We start from the raw sequence: 25,392 nt of genomic DNA on the forward strand, positions 1-25,392 counted from the left end.
TTGCAATTGGGATAGGATAACGGCAAGGCGGCACCCGATTAAAGGGTTAATCGCCCCAACTACACGAAGGTACCGTCCCGGTAATCACGCAGCGCCTGTTCGATCTCCTCCGAGGTAGTCATCACGAAGGGGCCGTACTGCACCACCGGCTCACCTATGGGCTTGGCCGCCAGCAGCAGCAACCGCGCCCCATCATCACCGGCGCGCAGACTGACGCTGTCACCCTCGCCCAATTCGGCGGCACTCTCACTGGGCAGATCCTTGTCGCCGATCTTGACCGCTCCTTCGAACAGGTAGACGAAGCCGGCAAGCTCCTGTGCCAAGGGCAGCTCAAGACTCGCACCCGCGGCCAACTGCAGATCGACAAACAGTGGCTGACGGCTGACGCCGGTCACGGGCCCCTTGAGTTGCCGTCCGGCAAAACTCAGCTCCCCGGCCACCAGACGGATCTTATTGCCCTGCTCATCCACCGCTTCCGGCACTTCCTCAGGCTCGATATTCTGATACGCTGCGGGCTTCATTTTCTCTGCCGCCGGCAGGTTGACCCAGAGCTGAAATCCACGCATCAGCCCCTGCTCCTGCTGCGGCATCTCCTCATGGATCACACCTCGCCCCGCCGTCATCCACTGCACCCCACCGGAGCGCAGCAACCCCTCATGCCCGAGATGATCGCGATGCCGCATCAAGCCATCAAGCATATAGGTCACGGTTTCAAAGCCCCTGTGAGGATGGGCGGGAAAACCGGCGATATAGTCATCCGGACTATCGGAGGAGAAGGCATCGAGCATCAGAAAGGGGTCGATGCGCGCGCCCATGCTTTGACCGACACTGCGCTTGAGGCGCACACCGGCACCGTCGGAGCTGTTGACCGCCCGAATGACACGTCGAATCGTTCTGTTACTCATCACCCAACTCCCCGCGCCCATGCGGCGCATCCAGATCGAACTCAGGCCCGACCGGGATCACGCCGCTCGGGTTGATGCCTTTATGACTTCTATAATAGTGCTCTCGTATATGATCGAATCGCGTCGTCGACCGAAATGCGGGGCGCTGATACAGATCGCGCAGATAGCCGGACAGAGCCGGATAGTCCTGTATCCGGTGCAGATCGCACTTGAAGTGGCTGACATACACCGGGTCGAAGCGCACCAGTGTCGTGAACAGCCGGATATCCGCCTCGGTCAGGCTATTGCCGACCAGGTAGCGCTGCCCTGACAGATGCCGCTCAAGGTGTCCCAACACGTCAAACAGTTCATGTACCGCGTCGTCATAGGCGCTCTGACTGGTGGCAAATCCGGCGCGATAGACACCGTTATTGACCGATCGGTAGATCAGCCCATTCCAGTCATCGATCTCCGCCTTGAGCCGCGCCGGGTAATAATCACCCTCTGCCGCCCCCTCTGCATCGAAGGCGGTGTTGAACATGCGGATGATCTCTGATGACTCGTTACTGACGATCGTCTGCCGCTTCTTGTCCCAGAGTAGCGGCACAGTGACCCGACCATTTGCATCCGGCTGTGCCCGTGTGTAGAGCTGGTGCAGATATCCGCTACCGAACAGCGAATCGCCTGTCGCGCCATCGAATCCGCGATCAAAGGTCCAGCCGTTCTCCAGCATCAAGGGGTGCACCACATCAACGCTGATCATCGGCTCCAAGCCCTTGAGCGCACGCATGATCAACGTGCGATGAGCCCAGGGGCATGCGTAGGAAACATACAGATGATATCGCCCGGATTCAGCGGCAAACCCCGCCTCACCGGAGGGGCCTGCCTTGCCATCGGCGGTTACCCAGTTACGAAAACGCGCGGTGTCGCGTTCAAACCGTCCACCCTGTGCCGCGGTGTCGTACCACTGGTCATGCCAGCGACCATTGATAAGCAGGCCCATGCTACCCTCCGTTACGCTGACTTGAGTTATTGAAGCTGCTGCCCCAGCACCTCACGCGCTGCGGACAGCGTCTGATCGCGCAGATCATCCATTGCAAGCCCCTCGGCAAAGATGACTCGGCTATCCTGGAGGCCGATGAAAGAGAAGAACTGGGTCACGAATGGGATCTGGAAGTCCAGCCCCGCATCCTTGTACAGACCGCCACGGGTAGCCAACAGCAGCACCGGCTTATCTTCCAGCAGACCTACAGGACCGGTGTCGGTATATTTGAACGTGACACCAGCGCGCGCCAGATGATCGAACCAGGCTTTCATCTGAGACGGTACACCGAAGTTGTACATCGGCACACCCACTACCAGCATATCGGCCTGACGGATCTCGTCGATCAGCTTATCGGACAGATCCACAATCGCCTGCTGTGCCTGGCTGCGCTCCTCCGCCGGGGCCAGAAAAGCACCGAAGCGCTCGCCATCCAGGTGGGGAATAGCGTCGACAGACAGGTCACGAGTAACAACTTCGCCCTCAGGGTTCTGCGCTTTCCAGTCGTCGATCAGCGTCTGTGCGAGCTGGCTGGACTGTCCCTGGTCACCGAAGATTGAACTTTTTACATACAGCAGCTTAGCCATGCGAACTCTCCTGTTGATTGGATATGCGTCCATTCTCATATCCAGACAAACTATTAAAAACAGTAAAAACCAACGCTTTTTGATCTAATATCTAGATATTTAATTCTGGAGAGGCACTATGCAGATCACATTGGAACAGTGGCAAACGCTGGTCGCGGTCGTTGATCAGGGCGGATATGCCCGTGCCGCCGAAGCCCTGAGCAAAAGCCAGTCGGCGGTCAGCTATGCCATACAGCGCCTGGAAGAGCGCCTGGGCATAGCCGTATTTCGTATCGAGGGCCGCAAGGCGACGCTGACTGAAGCGGGCAAGGCGCTGTACCTCCAGGCTCAAAGCCTGCTCAAGAGCGCACGCTTGACCGAGGAGCTGGCACAGCATTACAGCAGCGGCGCCGAAGCCCGCATTCGCCTGGCGCTCGATATAATCGTGCCGGAGATGCCGATTCTCTGCGCCCTGAGCCGATACGCCGAGGCCTTCCCCTTCGTCCGTATCGAACTGCTGGAAACCGTGCTCAGCGGCACCGACGAAGCCCTGATCAGGGGTGAGGCGGAGATTGTGATCAGCGGCCGAGTGCCTCCGGGCTTCAGCGGCGACCCGTTGATGCGGATGCGCTTCATTGCCGTTGCCCACCCGGACCATCCACTGCACCAGTTCGACCGGCCGTTGACCCACGAGGATCTGCGCCTGCACCGCCAGTTGGTGATTCGGGACTCCGGCAGCCGCAAGCTCGACGCCGGGTGGCTCGGTGCCGATCAACGCTGGACCGTCAGCCATATCAGCACTTCTATCGACTGCGCCTGCCGCGGACTGGGGTTCGCCTGGTATCCGGAATTGAAGATAGCGCGTGAATTAGAGCAGGGTCTGCTCAAACCCCTACCTCTGGAAAGCGGGGCGGAACGCTATGTGGATCTTTACCTGATCCTGCGTGACGCGCATTTGGCGAGCCCCGGGATCAGGCAGTTGGCGGCGCTGATCCGGGAACAGGTCGGCATGCTGTAGCCCTCTGCTCAGCGGTTAGCCCCCTTGTATCAGCCTATCCAGCTCCTCGGGCGGCAGCGGATGACTGAACAGGTAGCCCTGGCCAAAGTCACACCCCAGCTTGGACAGGTAGCCGAGCTGGCTATCGCGCTCCACCCCCTCGGCCATCACCTGCAGATTGAGCGAGCGCGCCAGCGTCACGATAGTGGAGACCAGCGGCTGGTTGATCTCCCCCTCCTCTATATTGCTGACAAAACTGTGGGCGATTTTCAGTTTATTGATATTGAACCGGCGCAGGTATGACAGCGACGAATAGCCGGTACCGAAGTCGTCGATGGCAAGACGAACCCCCAACGCCTTAAGCCGGGCAATACGCTGCTCAATCAAGCCGATACTGTCCATCAGGGCGGTTTCGGTAACTTCGAGCTCAATCACTCCAGGCGGCACACCGGTTTCCAGCACGGCGCGTTCGATACTGTCAACCAGACCTCGATGACGGAACTGCACCGGTGACAAGTTGATCGCCAAGGTGGACAGCTCCAGGCCCCGATCGAGCCAGCTCCGCATCTGACCGCAGGCTTCCTGTATAACCCACTCGCCAATCGATACGATCAGCCCCGTCTCCTCCGCCAGGGGGATGAACTTTTCCGGTGGCAGCACCCCGAGCTCGGGATGACGCCAACGCAGCAGCGCCTCCACGCCCGTGATCTCCCGGTCGCTCAGACGCACCAAAGGCTGATAAAACAGTACGAACTCCTGACGCTCCAGAGCCAAGCGCAGCGCCGCCTCCAGCGCCAGCTTTTCGCGCGCGCTCTGGGTCAACGCATCGGTATAGAAACGGTAGGTGTTACGCCCCCCCTCCTTGGCCTGGTACAGTGCGGCATCAGCATATTGCAGAATATCGTCGGTGCACTCGGCGTCCTCCGGAAACAGGCAGATGCCGATACTCAATCCCAGCGACACATGTCGCCCGTCACCGATATCGAACAGCTCATCGAACAACGTGATCAGATCGCGGGCTACCGAGGCCACGCTCTGCGGGTTGGATAGATCCTCCAGTAACACCACAAATTCGTCGCCCCCCAGACGCGCCAGGGTATCCCCCTCCCGCAGGCGGGTTTTAAGCCGTCTTGCGACCTCGCGCAGCACTCTATCGCCCGCCCGATGGCCATAGCTATCGTTAACCGACTTGAATCTATCCAGGTCCAGAAACATCACCGCACCATGGGCTCCGCTGCGATGCAGCCGCTCCACCGCATGCTCCAGTCGATCACGCATCATCGCCCGGTTCGGCAATGCGGTCAGCGGATCGTGGTAGGCCAGATACTCCAACTGGTCCTGAGATTGCTTGATCACCGAGATATCGGAAAACACACCGACGTAGTTGGTCGCCTCACCCTGTTCATCGAATACCGTGCTGACGGTCAGCCACTCCGGGTAGATCTCACCGCTCTTGCGGCGATTCCAGATCTCCCCGCGCCAAAAGCCACTCTGTTTGATCGAGCTCCACATCTCTTCGTAGAACGTGGTGTTTTGGCGACCGGATTGGAGAATATTCAGATTACGCCCCTTGATCTCATCCTGGGCGTAACCGGTGATTGAGGTGAACGCGGGGTTCACCGCCAGTACGTCCCCCTCCAGGTTGGCGATCACCACCCCTTCGTGTGAGCTGAGGAACACCGTGGCTGCCTGGCGCAGTTCGGAGTTGGCCTCATGGCGTTCTACCGTGCGTCTGCGCCTGAGCTCCGTGATAAGCAAAATAATCCCGCTGCCGCAAAACCAAAAAGCGCCACCACCGAGATAGACGGGGCGCTGCACCTCCGCTTGGCGCTGCTGAAAAGGTGCCAAAGGCACTGAAACACTGATTGCACCGACCCTATCCTCCACCGACCGGCGCAGGTGACAACCCCGGCACCGCGACTCCAGGCCCAAACGCTGGATCACACGCACGGTAGGCTTACGATCAGAATCGACCAGCTCGAACGCCTCACTGCGCTGGCTATCGATCATCCAGTCCAGCATCTTACGCTCCCAATGATCAGGGCGCTCAAGATCGGAGACAGGGGAGGCGCTGATCAGTCGGCTATCGACGCCGAGCTGCTGGCCGAAATGCTGGTAAAAGTGGCGAATCAGGTAGTCTGAGCTCATCAACGTTAGCTGGCGCCCATCGGGGGTCAGCAGACCGTGCGTCGACGCATCCAGCGCCCGGTTTGGCGGCGTATGCTCATTGGTCTCGATATAGAGACCACCGTGCTCGCTGATCCAGGTACGCAACGCGATATCGCGGCCGATGTTAGCTTTCGCCGCCTCCCGCGCCAGCGTCACCGAGCGCGCCTCGGTCAGCGCTTCATACTCCACAAAACCGCCGAGAAACAGCAACGACCAGATCACCAGTGCCAACAACGCATAGCGCTGAATACTGCGACACTCACGTTTGACCTGGTCCGATATATCGCTCATGCCCCTCTCCCTGGCATCGACTATATCCACCCACCCTGACCCGCCTTACTGGCCAGACCCTGCACTTTGCTAAACCCAGCCCACGGGTAAAGGTGCGGCCTCCCGGCCCATCAGGTGATCGGCCAGTGCGACTATTGCCTCGTGCTGATACAGCGTCGCCCGCCACTGAGGCGGAATAGCGTGATAACCGTAAAACGTACCAGCAATCTGTCCGTAAATCGCGCCAGTTGTATCAGAATCTTCGCCTAAATTGACCGCGAGCAAGGCCCCTTCAGAAAAAGTGTCGCTTTTCCCAAACGCCCACATTGCAGCCTCAAGGGCTGAGACCACATAGCCACGACCACGAATCTGCGGTGGCTCACGCTGCAGGAAGGAGCCCTCGGCAAGCTGGCGCAGTTCCCTGTGCTGGATATCGCCCGAGTCATGGGCGAGGGATGCAAACACCTCCTCTTTATCACGCCCCTCCCCCAGCATCCGAACCAGCCTCGCCAGCAACCGGTTCGCCTCGAGACAGCGAAGATCGCCGTGGGTTAACCGACAATGCTCCACTGCCAGCCGTTCCGCCTGTTCAGAGGCACGGTGGTAATAGATCAGCAACGGCGCAAGGCGCATCAGGGCTCCGTTACCCGCCGAGTCGAAAGACTCCTTGCCGGCGAACAGCTCGCCGTCATTTTCAAACCGCGCCAGCGCTTGCCGGGTACGGATGCCGATGTCGAAACAGCGTCCGGTGGAGGAGAGATACCCCTCGCGATACCAGCGCAGGAAACGCTGCATATGGTCTTGCGGATCGAAGCCGCCTCGCAGATACAGACTGACACCGGAACAGAGCGCCATCGAGGTATCGTCGGTCCAGTAGCCTGCCGGCAAACGGTGTGGACCACCGGGACGCATATCGCTCACCGGCTCGAAGCTGCCCGGCTTCATAAACTCCACCGGAGCGCCGAGCGCGTCGCCGACCGCCAGCCCAACCAGCATTCCGCGCAGCCTGTCTTGCTCAATATCCATTTTGCCCTCCCGTTAAGCCGTCGCGCCCCGTCCATCGGACAGTGCGACAGCCTAACACCGCCCCCGACTGTCAGCCCTGCGCCGGATCAACATTGAATCGGGCAAGAAAAACCCGGAGCCCTCGCGGCACCCCGGGTTCGCTTCATGCTGAAAGTAAGCTCACTGGAGAGCTCGCTGGCAGCGCCTCAGAGCCGTTCGAAGATAACCGCAATTCCCTGGCCGCCGCCGATACACATGGTGACCAGCGCGTAACGTCCTTCGACCCGCTGCAGCTCATAAAGCGCCTTGGTGGCGATAAACGCCCCGGAGCAGCCGATCGGGTGTCCGAGTGCAATAGCACCTCCGTTGGGGTTGGTTTTCTCCATATCCAGCCCCAGACCACGGGCAACCGCGATCGCCTGGGCGGCAAAGGCCTCGTTGGATTCGATGACGTCCATCTGATCCAGGGACAACCCGGCCTTCTTCAGTGCCAATCTGGACGCTGGGATCGGTCCTTCGCCCATGATCTCGTTGGAGACACCCGCCACCGCATAGGAGACCAGACGCGCCAGCGGCTTGTAGCCGGCCGCTGCGGCCTGATCGGCTGCAGCCAAGACCAGAAAGGCGGCGCCGTCATTGATGCCGGAGGCGTTGCCCGCCGTCACCGTACCCTCCTTTTTGAATGCCGGTCGCATCTTGGCCAGCCCCTCCAGCGAGGTACCCGGCTTGACATGTTCATCGGTATCGATGACCACGGCACCTTTACGTGTTTCCAGCGTTATAGGCACGATCTGCGATGCGAAACGCCCCTGCTCAATCGCCTGAGCAGCACGACGGTGCGACTCGACCGCCAGCGCATCCTGCTCGTCACGGCTGATCCCCCATTTCTCGGCCAGATTTTCAGCGGTAATACCCATATGGCCGGCCCCGAACGGATCATTCAGCGTTGCCACCATCATATCGACCATACTGGTATCACCCATGCGTGCACCCGAGCGCATCGCCGGTGACAGATAGCCCGCCCGCGACATCACCTCCACACCGCCACCGATACCATAATCGCAGTCGCCCAGCATAATGTTCTGTGCCGTGCTGACCACCGCCTGCAGACCGGAGCTGCACAGCCGGTTAACCGCCATCGCCACCGACTCCATCGGCAGCCCGGCCTGAATCGAGGCTACGCGCGCCACATAGGCGAAACGCGAATCGGTAGGGATACAGTGCCCAGCCGTCACGTAGTTGATCTGATTGGGGTCTACACCGGCACGGCTGACCGCTTCCTTCATCACCTGCCCGGCCAGTTCAGCCGGTTCTATACCGCTTAATCCTCCACCGAAACTGCCGATCGCCGAGCGCACTGCGCTTAGCACTACCACTTCTCTCGCCATCTCCAACCCCCGTGCCTCGTTGTTGTTTTATTGAGCTGTCTCGAGAATAGCACTCCATTCACGAGCGCGGCATTAACACAATGTATCAGCTGCCGGACGGGCTCGAGCGGAAGACCTGGAAGCACGTCGGCCGCGAATCGGTGCGACCATTCCAGTTAGTGGGAGGTAGACGCGCCTCTGTGGCGCCTCTTTGGGGCGAAGGCGACATGCTGATCAACGTCCAGATCCGCCAGCATTCGCGCCAGCACTATGAAGGCTCGGGCAGTCCCCCTTACCAGGTTAATCAGCATCAAACCGAAAGCCTCAGGCTCCTGTTGATGCAGCATCAGGAACTGGTCGGAGCTGATCTCGACCACGACCGATTCCACTTCCGCGACCGCAATCGAAGGCCGATCACAAAGTGCGATCATCGGGATGAAGCTCATATCGTCGCCCGGTTCATGCCGGCGTGCGAGCACTCGCCCTCCATCCGGTCTTGGCATGTAGTTGTTGACGGCTCCTTGTAAAACGATAAAGAAAGAGCCGGCAGGCTCGCCACTGGAATAGAGTGTTTCTCCGGCATCGAGACTGATCACCCGTCCATCGAGTAAAAGCCTATGAACCACTCTTTCCGGCAACGCGCCGAATGTGGATAGCTCTCGAAAATGGGTAACTCCCTGTGCCTGCCAATAATCCCGGGCATCAATTATTTTCATCTGCTGCCCTCTCAACCTTGCCAATATCAGGTTCAGTATAGCCAGCCACCCCGCATTGTAACGGCTATAGCGCCAAGCCCAAGGGCGCTAGGAGGCACTTCTGCGACCCATTTTTTGATAAAGCGCGGCACGGGATATACCAAGCACCCTGGCTGCTTCACTGCGGTTCCCCCCGGACAGCTGCAACGCCTCCTGAATGGCACGTTGTTCAGCCTCACGAAGCCGCTCTTTCAATAACAGCGAGCCCGACCTCATCGACTCTGCTGTCGGCTGAGGCGAACCTGTGTTTTGCCGGGCCAAAGCCGGCTTCGGTTCAGCGTTCAAACCGGGCAACAGTACGCCCAGTGCCTTGGCATCGACGTAAGCGCTGCTTTCGTTCAGGATGCACGCTCGCTCCAGCACGTTGTACAGCTCGCGCACGTTACCGGGCCAGCCGTGACAGGCGAGCAGTTCAAGCCCTTCGCCTGTCAGCACCTTGGTGCTGACCCCGAGACGGGTGCAACACTCATCCAGAATCCGCTCGCTCAGCGCTTCCAGATCGCTCAAGCGATCGCGCAACGCCGGCAGATGGATCGGCATGGCGCTGAGACGGTAATAAAGGTCGGCGCGAAACTCGCCCCCCTCCACCATCGCCAGCAGATCACGACTGGTCGCCGCCACGATGCGGACATCGGTACGCTGCACCTCATTGGAACCGACCCGCTCGAACTCCCGCTCCTGCAGTACACGTAGCAGCTTGGCCTGCAATGCCAGCGGCATATCGCCGATCTCATCGAGAAACAACGTTCCATCGGCGGCGATCTCCAGCTTGCCGGGGCGCCCCTCCTTCTTCGCACCGGTGAACGCGCCGGGGGCCACACCGAAGAACTCTGCCTCGATCAGGGTTTCCGGTATCGCTGCCACATTGATCGATACGAACGGCTTGTCGACTCTGGCGGAAAGATCGTGCAGGGCATGGGCAAACAGCTCCTTGCCGGTACCGGTTTCGCCGGTCAGCAGTACCGACACATCGAAGCGCGCGGCTTGGCGGATCTGCTCTTTGACCAGGCGCATGGCATCGCTCTGACCGGCAATCTGCGACAGCTGATAGCGAGCGGAGCGGGCATCGCGGAAGCGGTTGGCATTGCGAACTTCACGCTGCAACAGGTTGTACTTTTCCAGCAACGACTTCATTCCGGAGCGACTGTCGGTGGCAACGAAACCGAACGCTCCCTCGATCTCTCCGGCCTCGTTATGCAGCGGGATGACACTGACCAATACCCACTGGTTGCGGATCTGCAGCAGGTCCAGCAATACCGGCTCACCGGAGGCCAGCACCTGAGGCACGTAACTGCCCGGGATCACATCGGTGATGTGCTTGCCCAATGGCGGTTCCGACAGACCAAGAAACCGGCAGTAGTCATCACTAATCCAGTTGATGATGCCCTGGCGATCCACGGCGATCGTATCTTGATAAAAGGTTTCGAATGCGCGCTGCAGGTAGGAGAAAAAGCGCTCGCGTACCACTTTCGAAATATGACCGGTCATCGGCATGGCGCTCACCAAACTGTTTATTTTAATAGACAACTACCGTCAACAAATATAGACACTATGTCTATAAAAATACACACACCATTTTACCAAGATGCCAAATAAATATTTTTATCCCTTAAATAACAAAGAATTAAAATAACTGGCAAGCGATCTGCTTTATATGGTCTATACATAAGGGGCCGACGCAAAACGCGAGTGCACCCTGGAACGATCCATAACAATAACAAGGGTCCGACATGCAAACTCCACTCTGGACGCCGTCAACGGCGCGTATCGCATCTACCCGTCTCTGGAGCTTCATCCAGACGCTGAACACTGAGCTGAATCTCGATATCCAGGGCTACCCCGAGCTCTGGCAGTGGAGCGTAGACAATAGCGAAACCTTCTGGAGCCGTTTGTGGGATTACACCGGTATCCAGGCCCAGACCAAGGGTATTAATGTGCTCAAGGATGGCGACCTGATGCCGGGCGCCCAATGGTTCCCGGAAGCTCGTCTCAACTTTGCCGAAAACCTGCTGCGCTGGCGTGACGACCGTCCCGCCGTCGTCTTTTGCGGTGAAGATGGTCGCCGCACCGAACTCAGCCATGCCGAACTCTACCGCCGCGTGGCCGGTCTTGCCGCCGCGCTGAGAGCGCAAGGGATCAAAGCGGGCGATATCTGCTCCGGCTTTATGCCCAATGTGCCGGAAACGCTGATCGCCATGCTCGCCACCACGTCGATCGGTGCGATCTGGAGCTCCTGCTCACCCGACTTCGGTATCCACGGCGTCGTCGATCGTTTCGGCCAGGTAAAGCCCAAAGTACTGTTTACCACCGATGGTTACATCTACAACGGCAAGCGCCTGAACTCTCTCGACAAGGTGGCTGGTATCGTTGGTGATATCGACTCCATTGAGCAGATCGTAGTGGTGCCCTTCCTCGAACAAGCGCCAGACATCAGCGTACTGCCCGGTGCCAAACTGCTCGATGACTACTCGGACGCCAGCGCCACCGAGATCGAGTTTACCCAGCTGCCGTTCGATCACCCGCTCTATGTCATGTACTCCTCCGGTACCACCGGAGTACCCAAATGCATCGTGCACAGTGCCGGCGGCACGCTGATCCAGCACCTCAAGGAGCTGATCCTGCACTCCGATATCGACCGCGACGACCGCTTCTTCTACTACACCACCTGTGGCTGGATGATGTGGAACTGGATGGCCTCGGGCCTGGCCACCGGCTGCACCCTGGTGCTGTTTGACGGTTCGCCGTTTGCACCGGAGCCGGACGTGCTCTGGGATATGGCAGAGCGCGAAAAGATCAGCGTTTTCGGCACCAGTGCCAAGTACCTGGCCGCGCTGGAAAAGGCCGGCGTCAAACCGGGCAAGAGCCATGATCTCGGCGCACTTAAAGCGGTGCTCTCCACCGGTTCACCGCTGTCACATGAAAGCTTTGAGTACGTCTACCGCGATATCAAGGCAGACCTGCAACTCTCCTCCATCTCCGGCGGCACTGACATCGTCTCCTGCTTCGCCCTGGGCTGCCCGATCCTGCCGGTCTGGGCTGGCGAGCTGCAGTGCCGGGGACTCGGCATGGCGGTAGATATCTTCGATGACGAGGGCCGCTCACTGCTGGAACAGAAGGGGGAGCTGGTTTGCACCCGCCCCTTCCCCAGCATGCCGATCAAGTTCTGGAACGATCTGGATGGCCAGCGCTTCCACGACGCCTACTTCGCTCAGTTCGACAACATCTGGGCCCACGGCGACTACGGTGAAATCACCCGGCATGGCGGCGTGATCATTCACGGTCGCTCCGACGCCGTGCTCAACCCGGGCGGCGTGCGCATCGGTACCGCCGAGATCTACCGCCAGGTGGAAAAGGTGGAGGAGGTGCTGGAAAGCCTCTGCATCGGCCAGCCCTGGAAGGACGATGTCCGCGTCGTACTGTTCGTCCGCCTGCGTGAAGGGATCAGGCTGGACGACGCCCTGAACAAACGGATCAAGGACACTATTCGTGCTAATACCACGCCACGCCATGTACCAGCGGTGATCGTTCAGGTCGCCGATATTCCACGCACTATCAGCGGCAAGATCGTCGAGCTGGCGGTGCGTCAGGTGGTGATGGGCGAAAACGTAAAGAACAAGGATGCGCTGGCCAACCCCGAAGCGCTTGAGCTTTTCAGAGACCTGCCTGAGCTCTCCAACTGAGCTTCAGACGCGATCTCGACCGTACAAAAAGAAATGAGGAATTTAGCGATGAGTGTTCGCAAACTGGCACTGGTCACCGGCTCGACCAGTGGTATAGGTCTTGCCATTGCCGAGGTATTTGCCCGCAACGGAATCGAAGTGATTCTGCATGGTCTGGAATCGATTGCCGAGGGCGAGGAGCTGACGGAGCGTTTCGAGCGCGACTACGGCGTGCGCCCGCACTACTATCAATGCGATGTCGGCAGGTCTTCCGAGATCGAGAAGATGATGGCGCGGATCGAATCCGAAGTGGGCCAGATCACGGTACTAGTGAATAACGCCGGCATCCAGTTCACCGCGCCGGTACAGGAGTTTCCGCCGGAGAAGTGGGACAAGATCATCGCCATCAACCTCAGCGCCGCTTATCACGCCATGCGCCTGGCCCTGCCCGGCATGCAGGCGCAGGGCTGGGGTCGGATCATCAACATCTCCTCGGTGCACGGTCTGGTCGCCTCGACCCACAAGGCTGCCTACTGCGCGGCCAAGCACGGGCTGGTCGGCCTGACCCGCGTCACGGCATTGGAAACCGCTGCCCAGGGAGTCACCGCCAACTGTATCTGCCCGGGCTGGACCGACACGCCGTTGCTGAACGACCAGCTGATGGCCTTCGCCCGCGAGCACAACACCAGTTTCGATGAGGCCAAGCAGGGCCTGATCAGCTCTAAAGCGCCCTACCCCGACTTCGTCGCTCCCAGCGAAATAGGGGAACTGGCGCTGTTTCTCTGCTCCGACGCCGCCAGGGCGATCACGGGCACCGCAATGCCAATCGATGGAGGATGGACCGCTCACTGATACTGCTGCAATTGACCAACGCGAACGACCAAGGAACTTGAACGGCTAAAAATAAAAGGGTTAAACCAATGAAAAAAGTACTTCAAGCAACAGCACTGACCGTAACAATCGCCGCATCCACTACCGCCATGGCGGAGTTTGACAGAGTGCGTTGGCAGGTGCCGATGGGCTTCCCCTCCACCCTGACCGCTCTGGGCGACACCATGCCGGAAGTGGCCAAGATGGTAAGCGATATCTCTGGCGGTCGCGTGACTCTACAGACCTTCGAGCCAGGTAAGTTGATCCCCTCCCTGGGTGTATTTGAAAACGTCAGTAACGGTAACCTGCCGGCTGGCTACTCCTGGATGGGCTACGAGTGGGGCCAGATCCCGGCCTCCGCGCTGTTCGGCGCTACCCCCTTTGGCCTGGAGTCTCAGGAGTTTCTGGCCTGGATGTACCACAAGGATGGCGACAAGCTGTTGAAGGAGCTGTTCGCGCCCTACAACGTCTACCCGATCCTGTGCGGCACCATCAGCCCCGAGGCAGCAGGCTGGTTCCGAGAGGAGATGGACAGCGTCGATAAGTTCAAGGGACTGAAGTTCCGCGCCGCCGGTGTCGGCGGTGAAATCATGTCCGAATTTGGTATGTCGGTTACCCTGTTGCCGGGCGGCGAGCTCTACCAGGCACTGGAGACCGGCGTCCTCGACGCCACCGAGTTCTCCCTGCCTACTGTGGATGAGCAGCTCGGCTTCTACCAGGTTGCCAAGCACTACTATCTGCCGGGCTGGCACCAACCCTCCACCAACCAGTTCCTCTACATTAACCTGGATGAATGGAAAAAGCTGAACGGTGAGACCCAGGCACTGATCGAAACCAGCTGCAAGGCCGGCAACACCATGGCTCTGGCCAAGGCAGAAGCGTTGCAGGGTGCCGTACTCAAGCGCTTCAAGGAAAACGGTGTGCAGCTGCATCAGTACAGCCCGGAGATCCTGAATGCATTCCAGGAGGCCACCGACCGCGTGATGAAACGGCGCTCGGAGTCCGACCCGATGTTCGCCAAGATCTACGGCTCTATGAAGGAGTTTCAGGCCGAACATTCCGCGTGGAAGAAGTACGGCTACCTGCCGCGCGACTGGAACATGGATAACGAGTAACTTTCCACCCACCGGATTGACGGATATTCACCATGGCTGAATATGACGTAGATCTGGACCGGATCGAGGAGGCGGTCGCCCACCGGGCGACCGTCTACCCTCGCACTGCGGTCTCCGATCTGTTTGAGGGGATAGTCGAATTTTTCGGCAAATACTCCTCCTATATCTGGGTGGTGCTGATGCTGCTGATCGTCGGTAACGTCGTGATGCGCTATATACTCGGCACCAATTTCATTGCCCTTGAAGAGCTGCAGTGGCACCTGTTCGCCATCGGCTTCATGCTCGCCCTCTCCTACTGCATCGTCCACGACGACCATGTCCGCGTCGATGTTGTGGCGGAGAACCTGAACTGGCGTAAACGCGCGGTGATCGAGTTCCTCGGTATCTCGCTGTTCTTTTTGCCTTTCTGTGGTTTCGTCCTGGCCTACGCCTGGCCGTTTGTCGAACGCGCCTACCAGATTGGCGAGGTATCGGCGGCCCCCGGCGGTTTGCCGGCCCGCTGGCTGATCAAATCGGTGATTCTGTTCGCCTTCGGACTGATGATCCTGGCGGCGGTCGCCCGCTTGTTCAGAGTGCTCTCCTTCCTGAGTGGCTGGCCGCGCCCCCGGCCGGATAAAAGTGCCGACTGATCGGACGACAACAAAAACAATCGAATCGGAGCGGGAGCGCTCCCGGTTCCTGCTGCAGTGAGGTGGATTGCGTAATGGCAACCTACGAATTGATCGTAATCGCGATGCTGGTCAGCTTTATCCTGCTGATCTTCACCGGTTTCCCAGTGGCCTGGATATTGGCCGGCGTTTCCGTGGTCTTCAGCGTATTCTCGGTAATCGCGAGCCAGTATTTCGATGTGGATACCTACTTCCTGACCGACTGGCGCATCTTCGGCGTCATGGTGCAACGCATCTACGCCCAGATGTCGAACTGGGTGCTGGTTGCCCTTCCGATGTTCATCTTCATGGGACTGATGCTTGACCGTTCCGGCGTAGCGGAAAAGCTGATGAGAAACTTCGTCAACCTGTTCGGGCGCTTCCGCGGCGGCCTTGGCGTGGCGGTAGTACTGATCGGCATCCTGCTCGCGGCGTCCACCGGTATCGTCGGCGCTTCCGTGGTACTGCTCGCCATGCTGTCGCTGCCGGCGATGCTGGAGCAGAAGTACTCGAAGTCCTTTGCCTGCGGCATCGTCGCCTCTTCAGGTACCCTGGGGATCCTGATTCCACCCAGCATCATGCTGATCATCATGGCCGACCAGCTGTCGCTGGCCGTCGGCGACCTGTTCATGGGCGCACTGATCCCGGGTGTCATGCTAGGGCTGATGTATATGGTCTACGTGGTGGTGATCTCAGCACTGGTGCCATCGCTGAGCAGCCCGCCCAAGGATCTACCCCCGGTTACAGGTAGGATGGTGATCGACACCCTGAAAGCGGTCGTGCCCTCCCTGGGCCTGATCCTCGCGGTGCTTGGCTCGATCTTCTTCGGTATCGCCACCCCCACCGAGGCAGCCGGGGTCGGCGCCCTTGGCGCCACCCTTCTGGCGTGGATGAACGGCAACCTGAACATGGCGGTGCTGAAGGATGTCAGCATGAAAACCAGCCTGACCACCGCCTTCGTGTTTGGTATTTTCCTGGGCGCCACCTCTTTCGCCGTGGTGCTGCGTTCACTTGGCGGCGACGAGTTCATCGGTAGCCTGCTGCACTCAATCCCGCTGTCGCCGGGCGGCATCGTGGTAGTGATCCTGCTAATCGCCTTTATCGCCGGCTTCTTCCTTGACTGGCTGGAGATCAGCCTGATCCTGCTGCCGCTGGTGGGTCCGGTGGTCAAGGCACTGGGTTTCGACCTGACCTGGTTCGTGGTGTTGTTTGCCCTGGCATTGCAGACGTCCTTCCTGACCCCGCCGGTAGGCTTCTCATTGTTCTACCTCAAGGGAGTGGCGCCGCCAGAGATCCGCACGGTGGATATCTACAAGGGGGTGATTCCGTTCATTCTGATCCAGCTCACAGCCGTGGCACTGGTGTTCTGGTGGGAGGATCTGGTGCTCTGGTTACCCGCGGTACGCTACGGCGCCGGCTGATGCCGGCACCGCAATAACGTCACCTCTCGCACCCTTGATGGGCAGCCCCTGCCGGGTCCTGCCCATCTTTTTTATGAGAATCACTACATGGAGACGGAATCCAGCAGCATCCTCATCGCTTGTGCCAGGGTCTTCTCGGCGTCATGATGCTTGCCCGCCTCATGCTGCTTCATGCCCTCATCGCGCAACGCTTGCACCTCAGCTTTTACTTCATCGCTCAACTCCATCTTGGTCAGCGCAGCGTCGATCGACTTGGCATCCACCGGGCAATGGCTGGCAAAGGCCGGAGCAGACAGAGCCAATGCACACAACGCTGTGGCCAGAGCCGTTTTCACTTTAAACATGTTGGCACCCCCTCTTTAAGGTGGGTCGGTTGGATTACAGACTGAGTATAGTCGCCCCAAGCCACTTCGCTGCCGAGCAACCGACGACCACCGTCTAATGACCGAAAATGTCACGCCTGCCGAAGGTTCAGCCCGCTCATCGATCCCTGTGAAACAAGGTTAACTGCCCCTCTGCCATTTTTTGCCAGCGAATATGGCAGCTTTTGTCATTGGCGACTCGTGGCCTATCGACCATGCTTAAATCCATGGAGCACAGCACTCAAGCCGTGCGTTGCGCCAGGCGCAGATAGCCAGTTGATAGCCCCGTACATAACGACAAGAGGGACGAGTCATGCCGGAATACAAGGCACCTCAACGCGATATTCAGTTCGTGCTCAATGATCTGCTGCAGATGGAGCAGCACTACCAGTCTCTGCCCGGCTGCGAAGACGCCACGCCGGATATGGTCGGCGCTATCGTCGAAGAGGGGGCGCGATTTGCCGAGCGGATACTCTCACCGCTGAACCGTGTCGGCGACGAGCAGGGCTGCACCTTCGAGGACGGCGAGGTGACCACGCCGGAGGGATTCCGCGATGCCTACCAGCAGTTCGTAGAGGGCGGCTGGCCATCCCTGTCGCACAGTCCCGAGTTCGGTGGCCAGGGGCTACCGGAATCGATCGGCATCATCATCAACGAGCTGGTCGGCAGCGCCAACTGGTCCTGGGCGATGTATCCCGGTCTCAGCCATGGCGCCATGAATACACTGGAAGCCCATGGCACTGACGAGCAGAAACAGACCTATCTGACCAAGCTGGTATCCGGTGAATGGACCGGTACCATGTGCCTGACCGAGCCGCACTGCGGCACCGACCTGGGGCTGTTGCGTACCAAGGCGGAACCGAACGCGGACGGCAGTTACGCGATCAGCGGCACCAAGATCTTCATCTCCGCCGGCGAGCATGACATGGCCGACAACATCATCCATATCGTACTGGCCCGCCTGCCGGACGCTCCAGCCGGGGTGAAGGGGATCTCGCTGTTTATCGTGCCCAAGTTCATCCCCACCGCCTCAGGAGAGGTGGGCGAGCGCAACGGCGTCAGCTGCGGATCCATCGAACACAAGATGGGGATACACGGCAACTCCACCTGCGTGATGAACTTCGACGCTGCCACCGGCTACCTGATCGGCCCGCCGAATAAGGGCCTCAACTGCATGTTCACCTTCATGAACACGGCGCGTCTGGGCACCGCACTGCAGGGGCTGGCCCATGCCGAGTGGGGCTTTCAGAACTCACTGACCTACGCTCGCGAACGGCTGCAGATGCGCGCACTGAACGGCCCTGCAGCGCCGGACAAAGCCGCCGATCCGATCATCGTGCACCCTGAGGTGCGCAAGATGCTGCTGACACAGAAGGCGATCGCCGAGGGCGGCCGCGCACTGATCTACCACTGCGCCCAACTGGTGGACAAAACCAAGCTGGCCGGAGATGAAGAGAAGGCGCAGGCCGACACCCAGCTCGCGCTGCTGACGCCGATCGCCAAGGCGTTCCTGACCGAACTGGGTTTCGAGAGCGCCAACCACGCCATGCAGATCTATGGCGGCCACGGCTATATCAGCGAGTGGGGTATGGAGCAGAACGTGCGCGACAGCCGTATCTCCATGCTCTATGAGGGCACCACCCAGATCCAGGCACTGGACCTGCTCGGGCGCAAGGTGCTGATGAGCGAAGGCAAGACTCTGATGGCATTCACCAAGGTGATCCACAAGTTCTGCCAGGCGGCGTCCGAAGAGCCGAAGATGCGCGCCTTTGTCGGCCCACTGGAGAAGCACAACAAGGAGTGGGGCGAGCTAACCCAGCAACTGGGTATGAAGGCGATGATGAACCGCGACGAGGTGGGCGCCGCCTCGGTGGACTACCTGATGTACTCCGGCTACGTCACCCTGGCCTACTTCTGGGCTCGCATGGCACAGGTCGCCCAGCAGAAGCTGGCTGAAGGAACCAGCGACGCCGCGTTCTACCGCGCCAAGCTGACCACCGCCCGCTTCTACTTCGAGCGCATCCTGCCGCGCACCCGCTCGCTGGTGGAGACGATGCTGTCCGGTTCCGATAACCTGATGGCCTTGAGCGAAGAGCATTTCGCCTTCTAAGCTCGATCCGCCGATGGCGTATCTCTTCGGGAGAGGCGCCATCGGACCATCTCTGACACACCCTATAACAACAAATCAGGTAGATGATGGACAACCCAATACGCACCGGCCAAAGCATCCCGGCTGAGCTGAACCCGGAGGGGTACCGCAACATCCCCGAGTTTCTCGACGCGGCCTGTCGCCGCTACGGCGATAAACCGGCATTTACCAGCTTCGGCCGCACACTCAGTTACCGCGAGCTCGATCACCTCTCCGCTGCCTTCGCCGCCTATCTGCAACGGGACACCGACCTGAGGCCGGGCGATCGTATTGCCATTCAGCTGCCCAACCTGATCCAGTTCCCGGTGGTGGTGTTCGGTGCCCTGCGCGCGGGGCTGGTGATCGTCAATACCAACCCGCTTTACACCGCCGCCGAGATGGAACACCAGTTTCGCGACAGTGGAGCCAAAGCCTTGGTAATCCACCAGTCGATGGCGCACAAGGCACAGCAGATCCTTGCCAACACCGAGATCGGACCGATATTCCTGACCCAGGTGGGCGACCTGCATGGCTTCGTCAAACGCCATCTGATCAACGCCGCGGTCAGGTACGTTAAAAAGATGGAGCCTCGCTTCGACCTGCCCGGCGCAACAAGCCTGCGCGATGCGCTGCTGAAATACGCGGATTTTCAGCCCGACCCGGTCAGGCGCGATCCCTGGGACCTGGCTGCACTGCAATACACCGGTGGTACCACCGGCGTATCCAAGGGTGCCATGCTGACCCACGCCAACCTGCTCGCCAACATGCAGCAGGCGTTGCGGGTGATTCGACCAGTGGGTGAAGACTGGGCCGACACGGTGATCGCGCCGCTGCCGCTCTACCATATCTACGCCTTCACTGTGGCCCAGGTGGTACTCGCCAGCGGCGGCCACAGTGTGCTGATCCCCGATCCACGCGATATCCAGGGCTTTGCCAAGGAGCTGAAGAACTGGCGGGTAACGGCATTTATGGGCCTGAACACCCTGTTCATCGCCCTGTGTAACAACACTGCCTTCCGCGGGCTGGACTTCAGCGCTCTGAAAATAACCCTGTCCGGCGGTATGGCACTGAATAATGCAACCTCCAAACGCTGGCTGGAGGTCACTGGCTGCACCATCTGCGAAGCCTACGGCCTGACCGAAACCTCGCCCGCGGTGGCGATCAACCCGCCGCATAATATCCGCGTCGGCACCATCGGCGTGCCGGTACCCTTCACCGAAACCAGCATCCGCAGTGCTGATGGCAAGCCTGTTCCCGACGGTGAGGCGGGTGAATTGTGCATCAGCGGACCTCAGGTAATGGCCGGTTACTGGCAGCGCGAAGACGCCACGCGCGACATATTCACCGCCGACGGCTACCTGAAAACCGGCGATATCGCCGTGCGCGATGAGGATGGCTATCTGCGCATCGTCGACCGTTCCAAGGACATGATCATCGTCTCCGGTTTCAACGTCTACCCGAACGAGATCGAGGACGTGGTCAGCGCCCACCCCGGGGTGGTCGAGTGCGCGGCGATCGGCATTCCCGATCCGGTCTGCGGCGAGGTGGTGAAGCTGGTACTGGTCCGCTCTGACGATCAGTTGGATGTGGAGACGATCCGCGACTGGTGCCGCGAGCGGCTGACCCGCTACAAGGTGCCCAAGGTGATCGAGTTCGCCGATGAGCTGCCCAAGACCAACGTGGGCAAGGTATTGCGCCGGGCACTGAAAACCGGCTGTCCACTGACCGACTGCAGGGAGGCCGCCAATGCCGTTGACTAAGCCGGCACGTCGGCGCCAGATCCACGCTCGAGCGGTGCACTGCCTGGGTTTCGAGCGGGAGGATGGCCTATGGGACATCGAGGCCCGGATGACCGACACCAAAACCCGTGATGTGGAGAACGAATATCGCGGCGGAGGTTACGTCAGCGCCGGCGAGCCGTTCCACGACATGTGGATGCGCCTGACACTGGACCGGCGGCTGACGATCCACCGGGTGGAAGCGAGTATCGATGCCTCACCCTTCCCTAGCTGTCCGGAGATCGCACAGGCGTTTCGACAGCTGGAAGGCAGCCGCATCGGCCCGGGCTGGAACCGACAGGCCAAGGAGTTGCTCGGTGGCATCAAGGGCTGTACTCATCTGAACGAGCTGTTGATACCCCTGGCCACTACCGCTGTGCAGACGCTCTGGCCGGGCGACCGCGAGGACCTCATGGAGCAGGCATCCACTGTGCTGCTCAACAGCTGCCACGGCTGGTCACAAAGCGGCGAGGTGATCCGCAAACATATCCCGCATCTCTATATCCCGGAAGCGGAAGAGCCAACGGAAGATACAGTAGAAGGAAACTGATTCGATGAGCATCCCCGACAACATTCTGGACCACCTGAAGCTACCGCTGGTGGCCGCCCCGATGTTCCTGGTCTCCGGTCCCGAGCTGGTGATCGAGACCTGCAAGGCCGGTGTAATCGGCACCTTCCCTGCTCTAAACGAGCGCACCAGCGACGGCTTCGAACACTGGCTGGACTGCATAGAGGGCGCATTGGCGGAAACGGAGAACCCGGCCCCGTTCGGCGTCAATCTGATCGTGCACCAGACCAACCCGCGTCTGCGCCAGGACCTGGAGCTGATCGTCAAACACCGGGTTCCGCTGGTGATCACCTCTCTCGGTGCCGTGCGCGAAGTGGTTGACGCGGTACACAGTTACGGCGGCCTGGTGTTCCACGACGTCACCAATATCCGCCACGCTCGCAAAGCCGCCGAGGCCGGTGTCGACGGCCTGATCGCCGTCTGTGCCGGTGCCGGCGGCCATGCCGGCACGCTGAGCCCGTTCGCCCTGATTGGCGAGATTCGCCAGTTCTTCACCGGCACGGTGTTACTCTCAGGCTGTATCTCCAGCGGCCGCGATATCGCCACCGCCCGCATGCTGGGTGCCGATCTCGCCTACGCCGGCACCCGTTTCATCAACACCCGGGAAAGCCTGGCCGACGCGGGTTACAAGCAGATGATCAGCGAGTGCGCCGCCGCCGACATCGTCTACACGCCCAAGGTCTCCGGCGTCCCGGCCAACTTCATGCAGCCCAGCCTGGCCAAGGCGGGATTGGATGGCGACTGCGCAGGGCCGACGCAGCTCAATATGGACCAGGACGAAGCCAAGGCGTGGAAAAACATCTGGTCCGCCGGCCAGGGCGTGGGCGCTATCAACGACCAGCCGCCAGTCGCGGAACTGATCCAGCGCATGCGGCACGAGTTCAACGACGCCGTGAACAGCTTCAATCATGACAACGCCCGGTTTATGGAGTGACTATGAGCGTCGAACGAATCGAACATCCCCAGGGCGTGGTCGAACTACGCCTGAGCCGCCCGGAGAAGAGAAACGCCCTGACCCTGGCGATGTATGGCCAACTGGTCGAGCTGTTGAATGCCGCTACCGAGGACAGCGATACCCGCGTGGTGGTGCTCAGCGGCGCCGGCGAAGCGTTCTGCGCCGGTAACGATATCGCCGACTTCCTTAATGGCGCATCGGACCCGACCCAGCTGCGCATCATCATCCGCTTCCTGCACACCCTGGTCGACTTCCCCAAGCCTTTGCTCGCCGCTGTGCAGGGTGACGCCGTCGGTATCGGCACCACCATGCTGCTGCACTGCGACCTGGTGATTGCCGCCGACACGCTGAAATGCCAGCTGCCCTTCGTCCGCCTCGGTCTGGTACCCGAAGGCGGCAGCAGCCTGTTGATCACCCAGCGACTCGGCCAGCGTCAGGCGTTCGAGCTGCTGATCGAGGGCAAGCCATTTGGTGCCGAGCATGCAATGCAGGCGGGACTGGTGAACCAAGTGGCACCGGAAACGGAGCTTGCTGCCACCGCTCTGGCCCGCGCCGGCGCTCTCGCCGCGCTGCCGCCGGAGGCGGTGAGGCTGAGCAAGCGCTTGTTGAGGGATACCCAACGGGAAGAACTGCACAGGGTGATCGATACCGAAGCGACCCTGTTCGCCCAGAGGCTCGGTTCAGCCGAAGCACAGACCGCCTTTAAGGCGTTTCTGCAAGGCTGAGCTGCGCGGTCCGCTTTACGCGTATAGCGCAGTGAACAGGACATACCCGGCCATGATCAGCACCGGCAGCGAGCTGAAGGTCCAAAAAGTGGCCCGGATATCGTGCACCTGCGCCGTGACATAGGCGCAAAAATGCGCCACCCTGGCCACCACGTACGTCCACATCAACACCTGTGCCAGCCACAGAGGAGGGCCCGTCAGCACGAATAGGAAGCCGGCCGCCAGGTAGCCGGGAATACTCTCCAAGTCGTTCAAATTCAGCCGCCGCGAGCGGTCGACATATTCGTTCAGGTCAAGCTGACCGGGTTCCGGATTGGGATTGAGCGGCGTCCTCTTCGCATCTTCCGGGCTGCGAAAGCCACTGCGGACCTTCATCATGCGATAAACCGTCATCCAGGGCTGCAGCATCAGTTTCAGTATCACAATGGACGCGGTAATCAGGTAGGTGACAAAAACCGGGTTATCCATACTCAGTATCGAGGGTTCGACAGGCATCGCATCGTCCTCCACAGACAGTGTTCGCCACGTATGGCGTGCATCTATCCTGTTGGTATAGGTAATGCCCGTCGACCGGTCAATTTTGGCTAAGGTCTGGATTTGGAAACGCGACTACCCGGCAGCCAACACCTGCCTGACCGACTCGGCAATCGGCGTCGTGGCCCGCCCAATCAGCGCACTCAACTGCTTGCCGTCGTCAAACAACCCACCTTGCGCGGCGCCTGTGTCCGACTCTGCCAACAGGTTGGCGATGGGCTCGGGTAAACCCGCGGCAACCAATGCCTGCCGATACTCGGCCTCCGGCAGATTCTGATAACTGACCGCCTGGCCAGACTGAGCGCCGATCTCCGAGGCAAGCTCACTCAAGCTATAGGACTGGTCACCTGCCAGTTCATACACCCGCCCGGCCTGATCATCAGCCAGCAACACCGCCGCAGCAGCGGCAGCATAATCGGCACGCGCAGCGGATGAGATACGCCCCTCACCGGCACAGCCCATAACCGCGCCGAACTGCAATGCCACCGGCACACTGGCGGTATAGTTCTCGCTGTACCAGCCGTTGCGCAGGATCACATGGGGAATACCGGACTCGACCAGTTTCTGTTCGGTCTGCTTATGCTCAAGGCCCAGCGGCAGCGGTGTGGTATCGGCACGCAGAATACTGGTATACGCCAGCAGCCCTACCCCGGCCCTTTTTGCCGCATCGATCACGTTAGCGTGCTGGGGTAAACGCTGACCAACCTCGCTGGAGGAGATCAGCAACACTTTGTCCGCTCCTGCAAAGGCGTCTGTCAGCGTGGACGGCTCGTTGTAATCCGCCATTCGCACCTCCACCCCCTGCGCCACCAGATCGGCCACGCTGGCGGGGTTGCGCACGGCCGCCACCAGCTCTGAGGCGGGAACAGACTTCAACAGCTCGGCGATTACCAGTCGGCCCAGCTGGCCGGATGCACCTGTTATTACGATCATCATCTATCTCCTAATGCGTTGTGTCAGAAATCAGTGGTGCCAGCTTAGCGGACATGCTAACTTTCAGTAAGTACGCACAAAAAGGTAAGTATGATGAACAAGAAACTGGATGCGGAGCCGCCTATGGGGCTGAGCGAGCGCATTGAGCGGGGCAACCTGTTCGCCGCCCCCTGCCCGTCACGAGCGGTACTCAATCACGTGTGCAGCCGCTGGGGGGTCTTGATCCTGATAGCACTGCGCAGCGGCACCCACCGTTTCAGCGAACTGCGTCGCAAGATGGGTGGGGTCAGCGAAAAGATGCTTGCACAAAGCCTGCAGGCACTCGCGCGCGACGGTTTTGTGCTCAGAGTGTCCCACCCGGTAGTACCGCCTTTCGTGGAGTACAGCCTGACCCCCATGGGCGAAGAGGTCGCGGGGAAGGTCGCCGAGCTGGCCGATTGGATAGAGTTGAATCTGGTGCGGGTGATGGATGCGCAATCATTCGCAGACGACAGCAGCGTCGGCAACTAAACTTCGTGTCAGACTTTTCGACGTTGTACAGGAGGTCTTCGGCACATGCGGGCCTTGATCTTGAGCTAACCAGACAGCTCCTGACCTGCCCCAAAGTTCTAATCCACGGAGGATTTAGTAGTGTTGATCGAA

General features: G+C 59.8%; 23 protein-coding genes. 12 read left to right on the top strand and 11 right to left on the bottom strand.

All coding sequences use genetic code 11. The features are described from left to right. Nucleotides 1-59 precede the first annotated feature (59 nt). The 3 genes from IEX40_RS01420 to IEX40_RS01430 are packed head-to-tail and all read right to left on the bottom strand — an operon-like array spanning nucleotide 60 to nucleotide 2,513. Nucleotides 60-905 (bottom strand): pirin family protein, encoded by an 846-nt coding sequence (locus IEX40_RS01420; protein WP_188745319.1) that lies wholly within the window; start codon nucleotides 903-905, stop codon nucleotides 60-62. Beyond that, the gene (locus IEX40_RS01425; RefSeq protein WP_188745320.1) at nucleotides 898-1,887 is read right to left on the bottom strand and encodes a glutathione S-transferase family protein; all 990 of its coding nucleotides are present in this window, start codon (nucleotides 1,885-1,887) and stop codon (nucleotides 898-900) included. The genes IEX40_RS01420 and IEX40_RS01425 overlap by 8 nt, the downstream gene beginning before the upstream one ends. 26 nt (nucleotides 1,888-1,913) lie before the next feature. Then, nucleotides 1,914-2,513: an FMN-dependent NADH-azoreductase gene (locus IEX40_RS01430; RefSeq protein ID WP_188745321.1), complete on the bottom strand. Its 600-nt coding sequence runs from the start codon at nucleotides 2,511-2,513 to the stop codon at nucleotides 1,914-1,916. 118 nt (nucleotides 2,514-2,631) lie between these two features. Between IEX40_RS01430 and IEX40_RS01435 the strand changes: the two genes are divergently transcribed. Further along, nucleotides 2,632-3,510, top strand: coding sequence for a LysR family transcriptional regulator (locus IEX40_RS01435; RefSeq protein ID WP_188745322.1), 879 nt, complete (start codon nucleotides 2,632-2,634; stop codon nucleotides 3,508-3,510). A gap of 15 nt (nucleotides 3,511-3,525) precedes the next feature. On the opposite strand, the gene IEX40_RS01440 is transcribed toward IEX40_RS01435, so the two are convergent. From IEX40_RS01440 to IEX40_RS01460, 5 genes are all read right to left on the bottom strand, one after another. After that, the gene (locus IEX40_RS01440) at nucleotides 3,526-5,949 is read right to left on the bottom strand and encodes an EAL domain-containing protein (protein ID WP_188745323.1); all 2,424 of its coding nucleotides are present in this window, start codon (nucleotides 5,947-5,949) and stop codon (nucleotides 3,526-3,528) included. A gap of 69 nt (nucleotides 5,950-6,018) precedes the next feature. Then, the gene (locus IEX40_RS01445; protein ID WP_188745324.1) at nucleotides 6,019-6,954 is read right to left on the bottom strand and encodes an ADP-ribosylglycohydrolase family protein; all 936 of its coding nucleotides are present in this window, start codon (nucleotides 6,952-6,954) and stop codon (nucleotides 6,019-6,021) included. Between the two features lie 185 nt (nucleotides 6,955-7,139). Further along, the gene (locus tag IEX40_RS01450) at nucleotides 7,140-8,321 is read right to left on the bottom strand and encodes an acetyl-CoA C-acyltransferase family protein (RefSeq protein WP_188745325.1); all 1,182 of its coding nucleotides are present in this window, start codon (nucleotides 8,319-8,321) and stop codon (nucleotides 7,140-7,142) included. A 155-nt stretch (nucleotides 8,322-8,476) separates the two neighbouring features. Then, nucleotides 8,477-9,016, bottom strand: a complete 540-nt coding sequence (locus tag IEX40_RS01455; protein WP_188745326.1) for a cyclic nucleotide-binding domain-containing protein — start codon at nucleotides 9,014-9,016, stop codon at nucleotides 8,477-8,479. Between the two features lie 87 nt (nucleotides 9,017-9,103). Further along, nucleotides 9,104-10,543 (bottom strand): sigma-54 interaction domain-containing protein, encoded by a 1,440-nt coding sequence (locus IEX40_RS01460; RefSeq protein WP_229680461.1) that lies wholly within the window; start codon nucleotides 10,541-10,543, stop codon nucleotides 9,104-9,106. Between the two features lie 242 nt (nucleotides 10,544-10,785). On the opposite strand from IEX40_RS01460, the gene IEX40_RS01465 reads away from it, so the two are divergent. From IEX40_RS01465 to IEX40_RS01485, 5 genes are all read left to right on the top strand, one after another. Next, the gene (locus IEX40_RS01465) at nucleotides 10,786-12,735 is read left to right on the top strand and encodes an acetoacetate--CoA ligase (protein ID WP_188745328.1); all 1,950 of its coding nucleotides are present in this window, start codon (nucleotides 10,786-10,788) and stop codon (nucleotides 12,733-12,735) included. A 48-nt stretch (nucleotides 12,736-12,783) separates the two neighbouring features. Then, the gene (locus tag IEX40_RS01470; protein ID WP_188745329.1) at nucleotides 12,784-13,566 is read left to right on the top strand and encodes a 3-hydroxybutyrate dehydrogenase; all 783 of its coding nucleotides are present in this window, start codon (nucleotides 12,784-12,786) and stop codon (nucleotides 13,564-13,566) included. Nucleotides 13,567-13,634: 68 nt separating this feature from the next. Then, complete coding sequence (locus IEX40_RS01475; protein WP_188745330.1) at nucleotides 13,635-14,699, top strand: TRAP transporter substrate-binding protein; 1,065 nt, start codon at nucleotides 13,635-13,637, stop codon at nucleotides 14,697-14,699. A gap of 32 nt (nucleotides 14,700-14,731) precedes the next feature. Then, nucleotides 14,732-15,328, top strand: a complete 597-nt coding sequence (locus tag IEX40_RS01480) for a TRAP transporter small permease subunit (RefSeq protein WP_188745331.1) — start codon at nucleotides 14,732-14,734, stop codon at nucleotides 15,326-15,328. 74 nt (nucleotides 15,329-15,402) lie between these two features. Next, on the top strand, nucleotides 15,403-16,767 hold the full coding sequence (locus tag IEX40_RS01485; protein ID WP_188745332.1) for a TRAP transporter large permease: 1,365 nt from the start codon (nucleotides 15,403-15,405) through the stop codon (nucleotides 16,765-16,767). Nucleotides 16,768-16,850: 83 nt separating this feature from the next. On the opposite strand, the gene IEX40_RS01490 is transcribed toward IEX40_RS01485, so the two are convergent. Next, entirely contained in the window at nucleotides 16,851-17,111 is a 261-nt protein-coding gene (locus tag IEX40_RS01490; RefSeq protein ID WP_188745333.1) for a PA2433 domain-containing protein, read from the bottom strand. Between the two features lie 331 nt (nucleotides 17,112-17,442). Here IEX40_RS01490 and IEX40_RS01495 point away from each other — a divergent pair, with 331 nt between their 5' ends. The 5 genes from IEX40_RS01495 to IEX40_RS01515 all read left to right on the top strand — a co-directional run bounded on the left by IEX40_RS01495 (nucleotide 17,443) and on the right by IEX40_RS01515 (nucleotide 23,283). Then, on the top strand, nucleotides 17,443-19,239 hold the full coding sequence (locus tag IEX40_RS01495; RefSeq protein WP_188745334.1) for an acyl-CoA dehydrogenase C-terminal domain-containing protein: 1,797 nt from the start codon (nucleotides 17,443-17,445) through the stop codon (nucleotides 19,237-19,239). Nucleotides 19,240-19,325: 86 nt separating this feature from the next. Next, on the top strand, nucleotides 19,326-21,017 hold the full coding sequence (locus IEX40_RS01500) for an AMP-binding protein (protein WP_373286468.1): 1,692 nt from the start codon (nucleotides 19,326-19,328) through the stop codon (nucleotides 21,015-21,017). Further along, entirely contained in the window at nucleotides 21,004-21,585 is a 582-nt protein-coding gene (locus IEX40_RS01505) for a DUF2889 domain-containing protein (protein WP_188745336.1), read from the top strand. The genes IEX40_RS01500 and IEX40_RS01505 overlap by 14 nt, the downstream gene beginning before the upstream one ends. A 4-nt stretch (nucleotides 21,586-21,589) precedes the next feature. Continuing rightward, nucleotides 21,590-22,537 carry an NAD(P)H-dependent flavin oxidoreductase gene (locus IEX40_RS01510; protein WP_188745337.1) on the top strand — a complete coding sequence of 316 codons (948 nt, stop codon included), beginning with the start codon at nucleotides 21,590-21,592 and terminating at the stop codon, nucleotides 22,535-22,537. A gap of 2 nt (nucleotides 22,538-22,539) precedes the next feature. Then, entirely contained in the window at nucleotides 22,540-23,283 is a 744-nt protein-coding gene (locus IEX40_RS01515; RefSeq protein WP_188745338.1) for an enoyl-CoA hydratase-related protein, read from the top strand. Between the two features lie 15 nt (nucleotides 23,284-23,298). On the opposite strand, the gene IEX40_RS01520 is transcribed toward IEX40_RS01515, so the two are convergent. Both IEX40_RS01520 and IEX40_RS01525 read right to left on the bottom strand, forming a co-directional pair. Continuing rightward, the gene (locus IEX40_RS01520; protein ID WP_188745339.1) at nucleotides 23,299-23,778 is read right to left on the bottom strand and encodes an MAPEG family protein; all 480 of its coding nucleotides are present in this window, start codon (nucleotides 23,776-23,778) and stop codon (nucleotides 23,299-23,301) included. Nucleotides 23,779-23,892: 114 nt separating this feature from the next. Further along, on the bottom strand, nucleotides 23,893-24,753 hold the full coding sequence (locus IEX40_RS01525) for an SDR family oxidoreductase (protein ID WP_444543212.1): 861 nt from the start codon (nucleotides 24,751-24,753) through the stop codon (nucleotides 23,893-23,895). Between the two features lie 90 nt (nucleotides 24,754-24,843). Between IEX40_RS01525 and IEX40_RS01530 the strand changes: the two genes are divergently transcribed. After that, on the top strand, nucleotides 24,844-25,260 hold the full coding sequence (locus tag IEX40_RS01530) for a winged helix-turn-helix transcriptional regulator (RefSeq protein ID WP_188745340.1): 417 nt from the start codon (nucleotides 24,844-24,846) through the stop codon (nucleotides 25,258-25,260). The last annotated feature ends 132 nt before the right edge of the window (nucleotides 25,261-25,392 follow it).

Source organism: Marinobacterium zhoushanense, assembly GCF_014641945.1.
In the GTDB taxonomy this organism is placed as follows: Bacteria; Pseudomonadota; Gammaproteobacteria; order Pseudomonadales; family Balneatricaceae; genus Marinobacterium_D; species Marinobacterium_D zhoushanense.

Excerpts from the sequence above, each read along its gene's own strand:
- IEX40_RS01480 (WP_188745331.1), top strand. The coding sequence starts at position 14,732 with ATGGCTGAATATGACGTAGATCTGGACCGGATCGAGGAGGCGGTCGCC.
- IEX40_RS01500 (WP_373286468.1), top strand. The coding sequence starts at position 19,326 with ATGGACAACCCAATACGCACCGGCCAAAGCATCCCGGCTGAGCTGAAC.
- IEX40_RS01465 (WP_188745328.1), top strand. The coding sequence starts at position 10,786 with ATGCAAACTCCACTCTGGACGCCGTCAACGGCGCGTATCGCATCTACC.
- IEX40_RS01485 (WP_188745332.1), top strand. The coding sequence starts at position 15,403 with ATGGCAACCTACGAATTGATCGTAATCGCGATGCTGGTCAGCTTTATC.
- IEX40_RS01450 (WP_188745325.1), bottom strand. The coding sequence starts at position 8,321 with ATGGCGAGAGAAGTGGTAGTGCTAAGCGCAGTGCGCTCGGCGATCGGC.
- IEX40_RS01530 (WP_188745340.1), top strand. The coding sequence starts at position 24,844 with ATGAACAAGAAACTGGATGCGGAGCCGCCTATGGGGCTGAGCGAGCGC.
- IEX40_RS01455 (WP_188745326.1), bottom strand. The coding sequence starts at position 9,016 with ATGAAAATAATTGATGCCCGGGATTATTGGCAGGCACAGGGAGTTACC.
- IEX40_RS01420 (WP_188745319.1), bottom strand. The coding sequence starts at position 905 with ATGAGTAACAGAACGATTCGACGTGTCATTCGGGCGGTCAACAGCTCC.
- IEX40_RS01525 (WP_444543212.1), bottom strand. The coding sequence starts at position 24,753 with ATGATGATCGTAATAACAGGTGCATCCGGCCAGCTGGGCCGACTGGTA.
- IEX40_RS01475 (WP_188745330.1), top strand. The coding sequence starts at position 13,635 with ATGAAAAAAGTACTTCAAGCAACAGCACTGACCGTAACAATCGCCGCA.
- IEX40_RS01425 (WP_188745320.1), bottom strand. The coding sequence starts at position 1,887 with ATGGGCCTGCTTATCAATGGTCGCTGGCATGACCAGTGGTACGACACC.
- IEX40_RS01460 (WP_229680461.1), bottom strand. The coding sequence starts at position 10,543 with ATGACCGGTCATATTTCGAAAGTGGTACGCGAGCGCTTTTTCTCCTAC.
- IEX40_RS01430 (WP_188745321.1), bottom strand. The coding sequence starts at position 2,513 with ATGGCTAAGCTGCTGTATGTAAAAAGTTCAATCTTCGGTGACCAGGGA.
- IEX40_RS01470 (WP_188745329.1), top strand. The coding sequence starts at position 12,784 with ATGAGTGTTCGCAAACTGGCACTGGTCACCGGCTCGACCAGTGGTATA.
- IEX40_RS01505 (WP_188745336.1), top strand. The coding sequence starts at position 21,004 with ATGCCGTTGACTAAGCCGGCACGTCGGCGCCAGATCCACGCTCGAGCG.
- IEX40_RS01510 (WP_188745337.1), top strand. The coding sequence starts at position 21,590 with ATGAGCATCCCCGACAACATTCTGGACCACCTGAAGCTACCGCTGGTG.
- IEX40_RS01440 (WP_188745323.1), bottom strand. The coding sequence starts at position 5,949 with ATGAGCGATATATCGGACCAGGTCAAACGTGAGTGTCGCAGTATTCAG.
- IEX40_RS01490 (WP_188745333.1), bottom strand. The coding sequence starts at position 17,111 with ATGTTTAAAGTGAAAACGGCTCTGGCCACAGCGTTGTGTGCATTGGCT.
- IEX40_RS01495 (WP_188745334.1), top strand. The coding sequence starts at position 17,443 with ATGCCGGAATACAAGGCACCTCAACGCGATATTCAGTTCGTGCTCAAT.
- IEX40_RS01515 (WP_188745338.1), top strand. The coding sequence starts at position 22,540 with ATGAGCGTCGAACGAATCGAACATCCCCAGGGCGTGGTCGAACTACGC.
- IEX40_RS01520 (WP_188745339.1), bottom strand. The coding sequence starts at position 23,778 with ATGCCTGTCGAACCCTCGATACTGAGTATGGATAACCCGGTTTTTGTC.
- IEX40_RS01435 (WP_188745322.1), top strand. The coding sequence starts at position 2,632 with ATGCAGATCACATTGGAACAGTGGCAAACGCTGGTCGCGGTCGTTGAT.
- IEX40_RS01445 (WP_188745324.1), bottom strand. The coding sequence starts at position 6,954 with ATGGATATTGAGCAAGACAGGCTGCGCGGAATGCTGGTTGGGCTGGCG.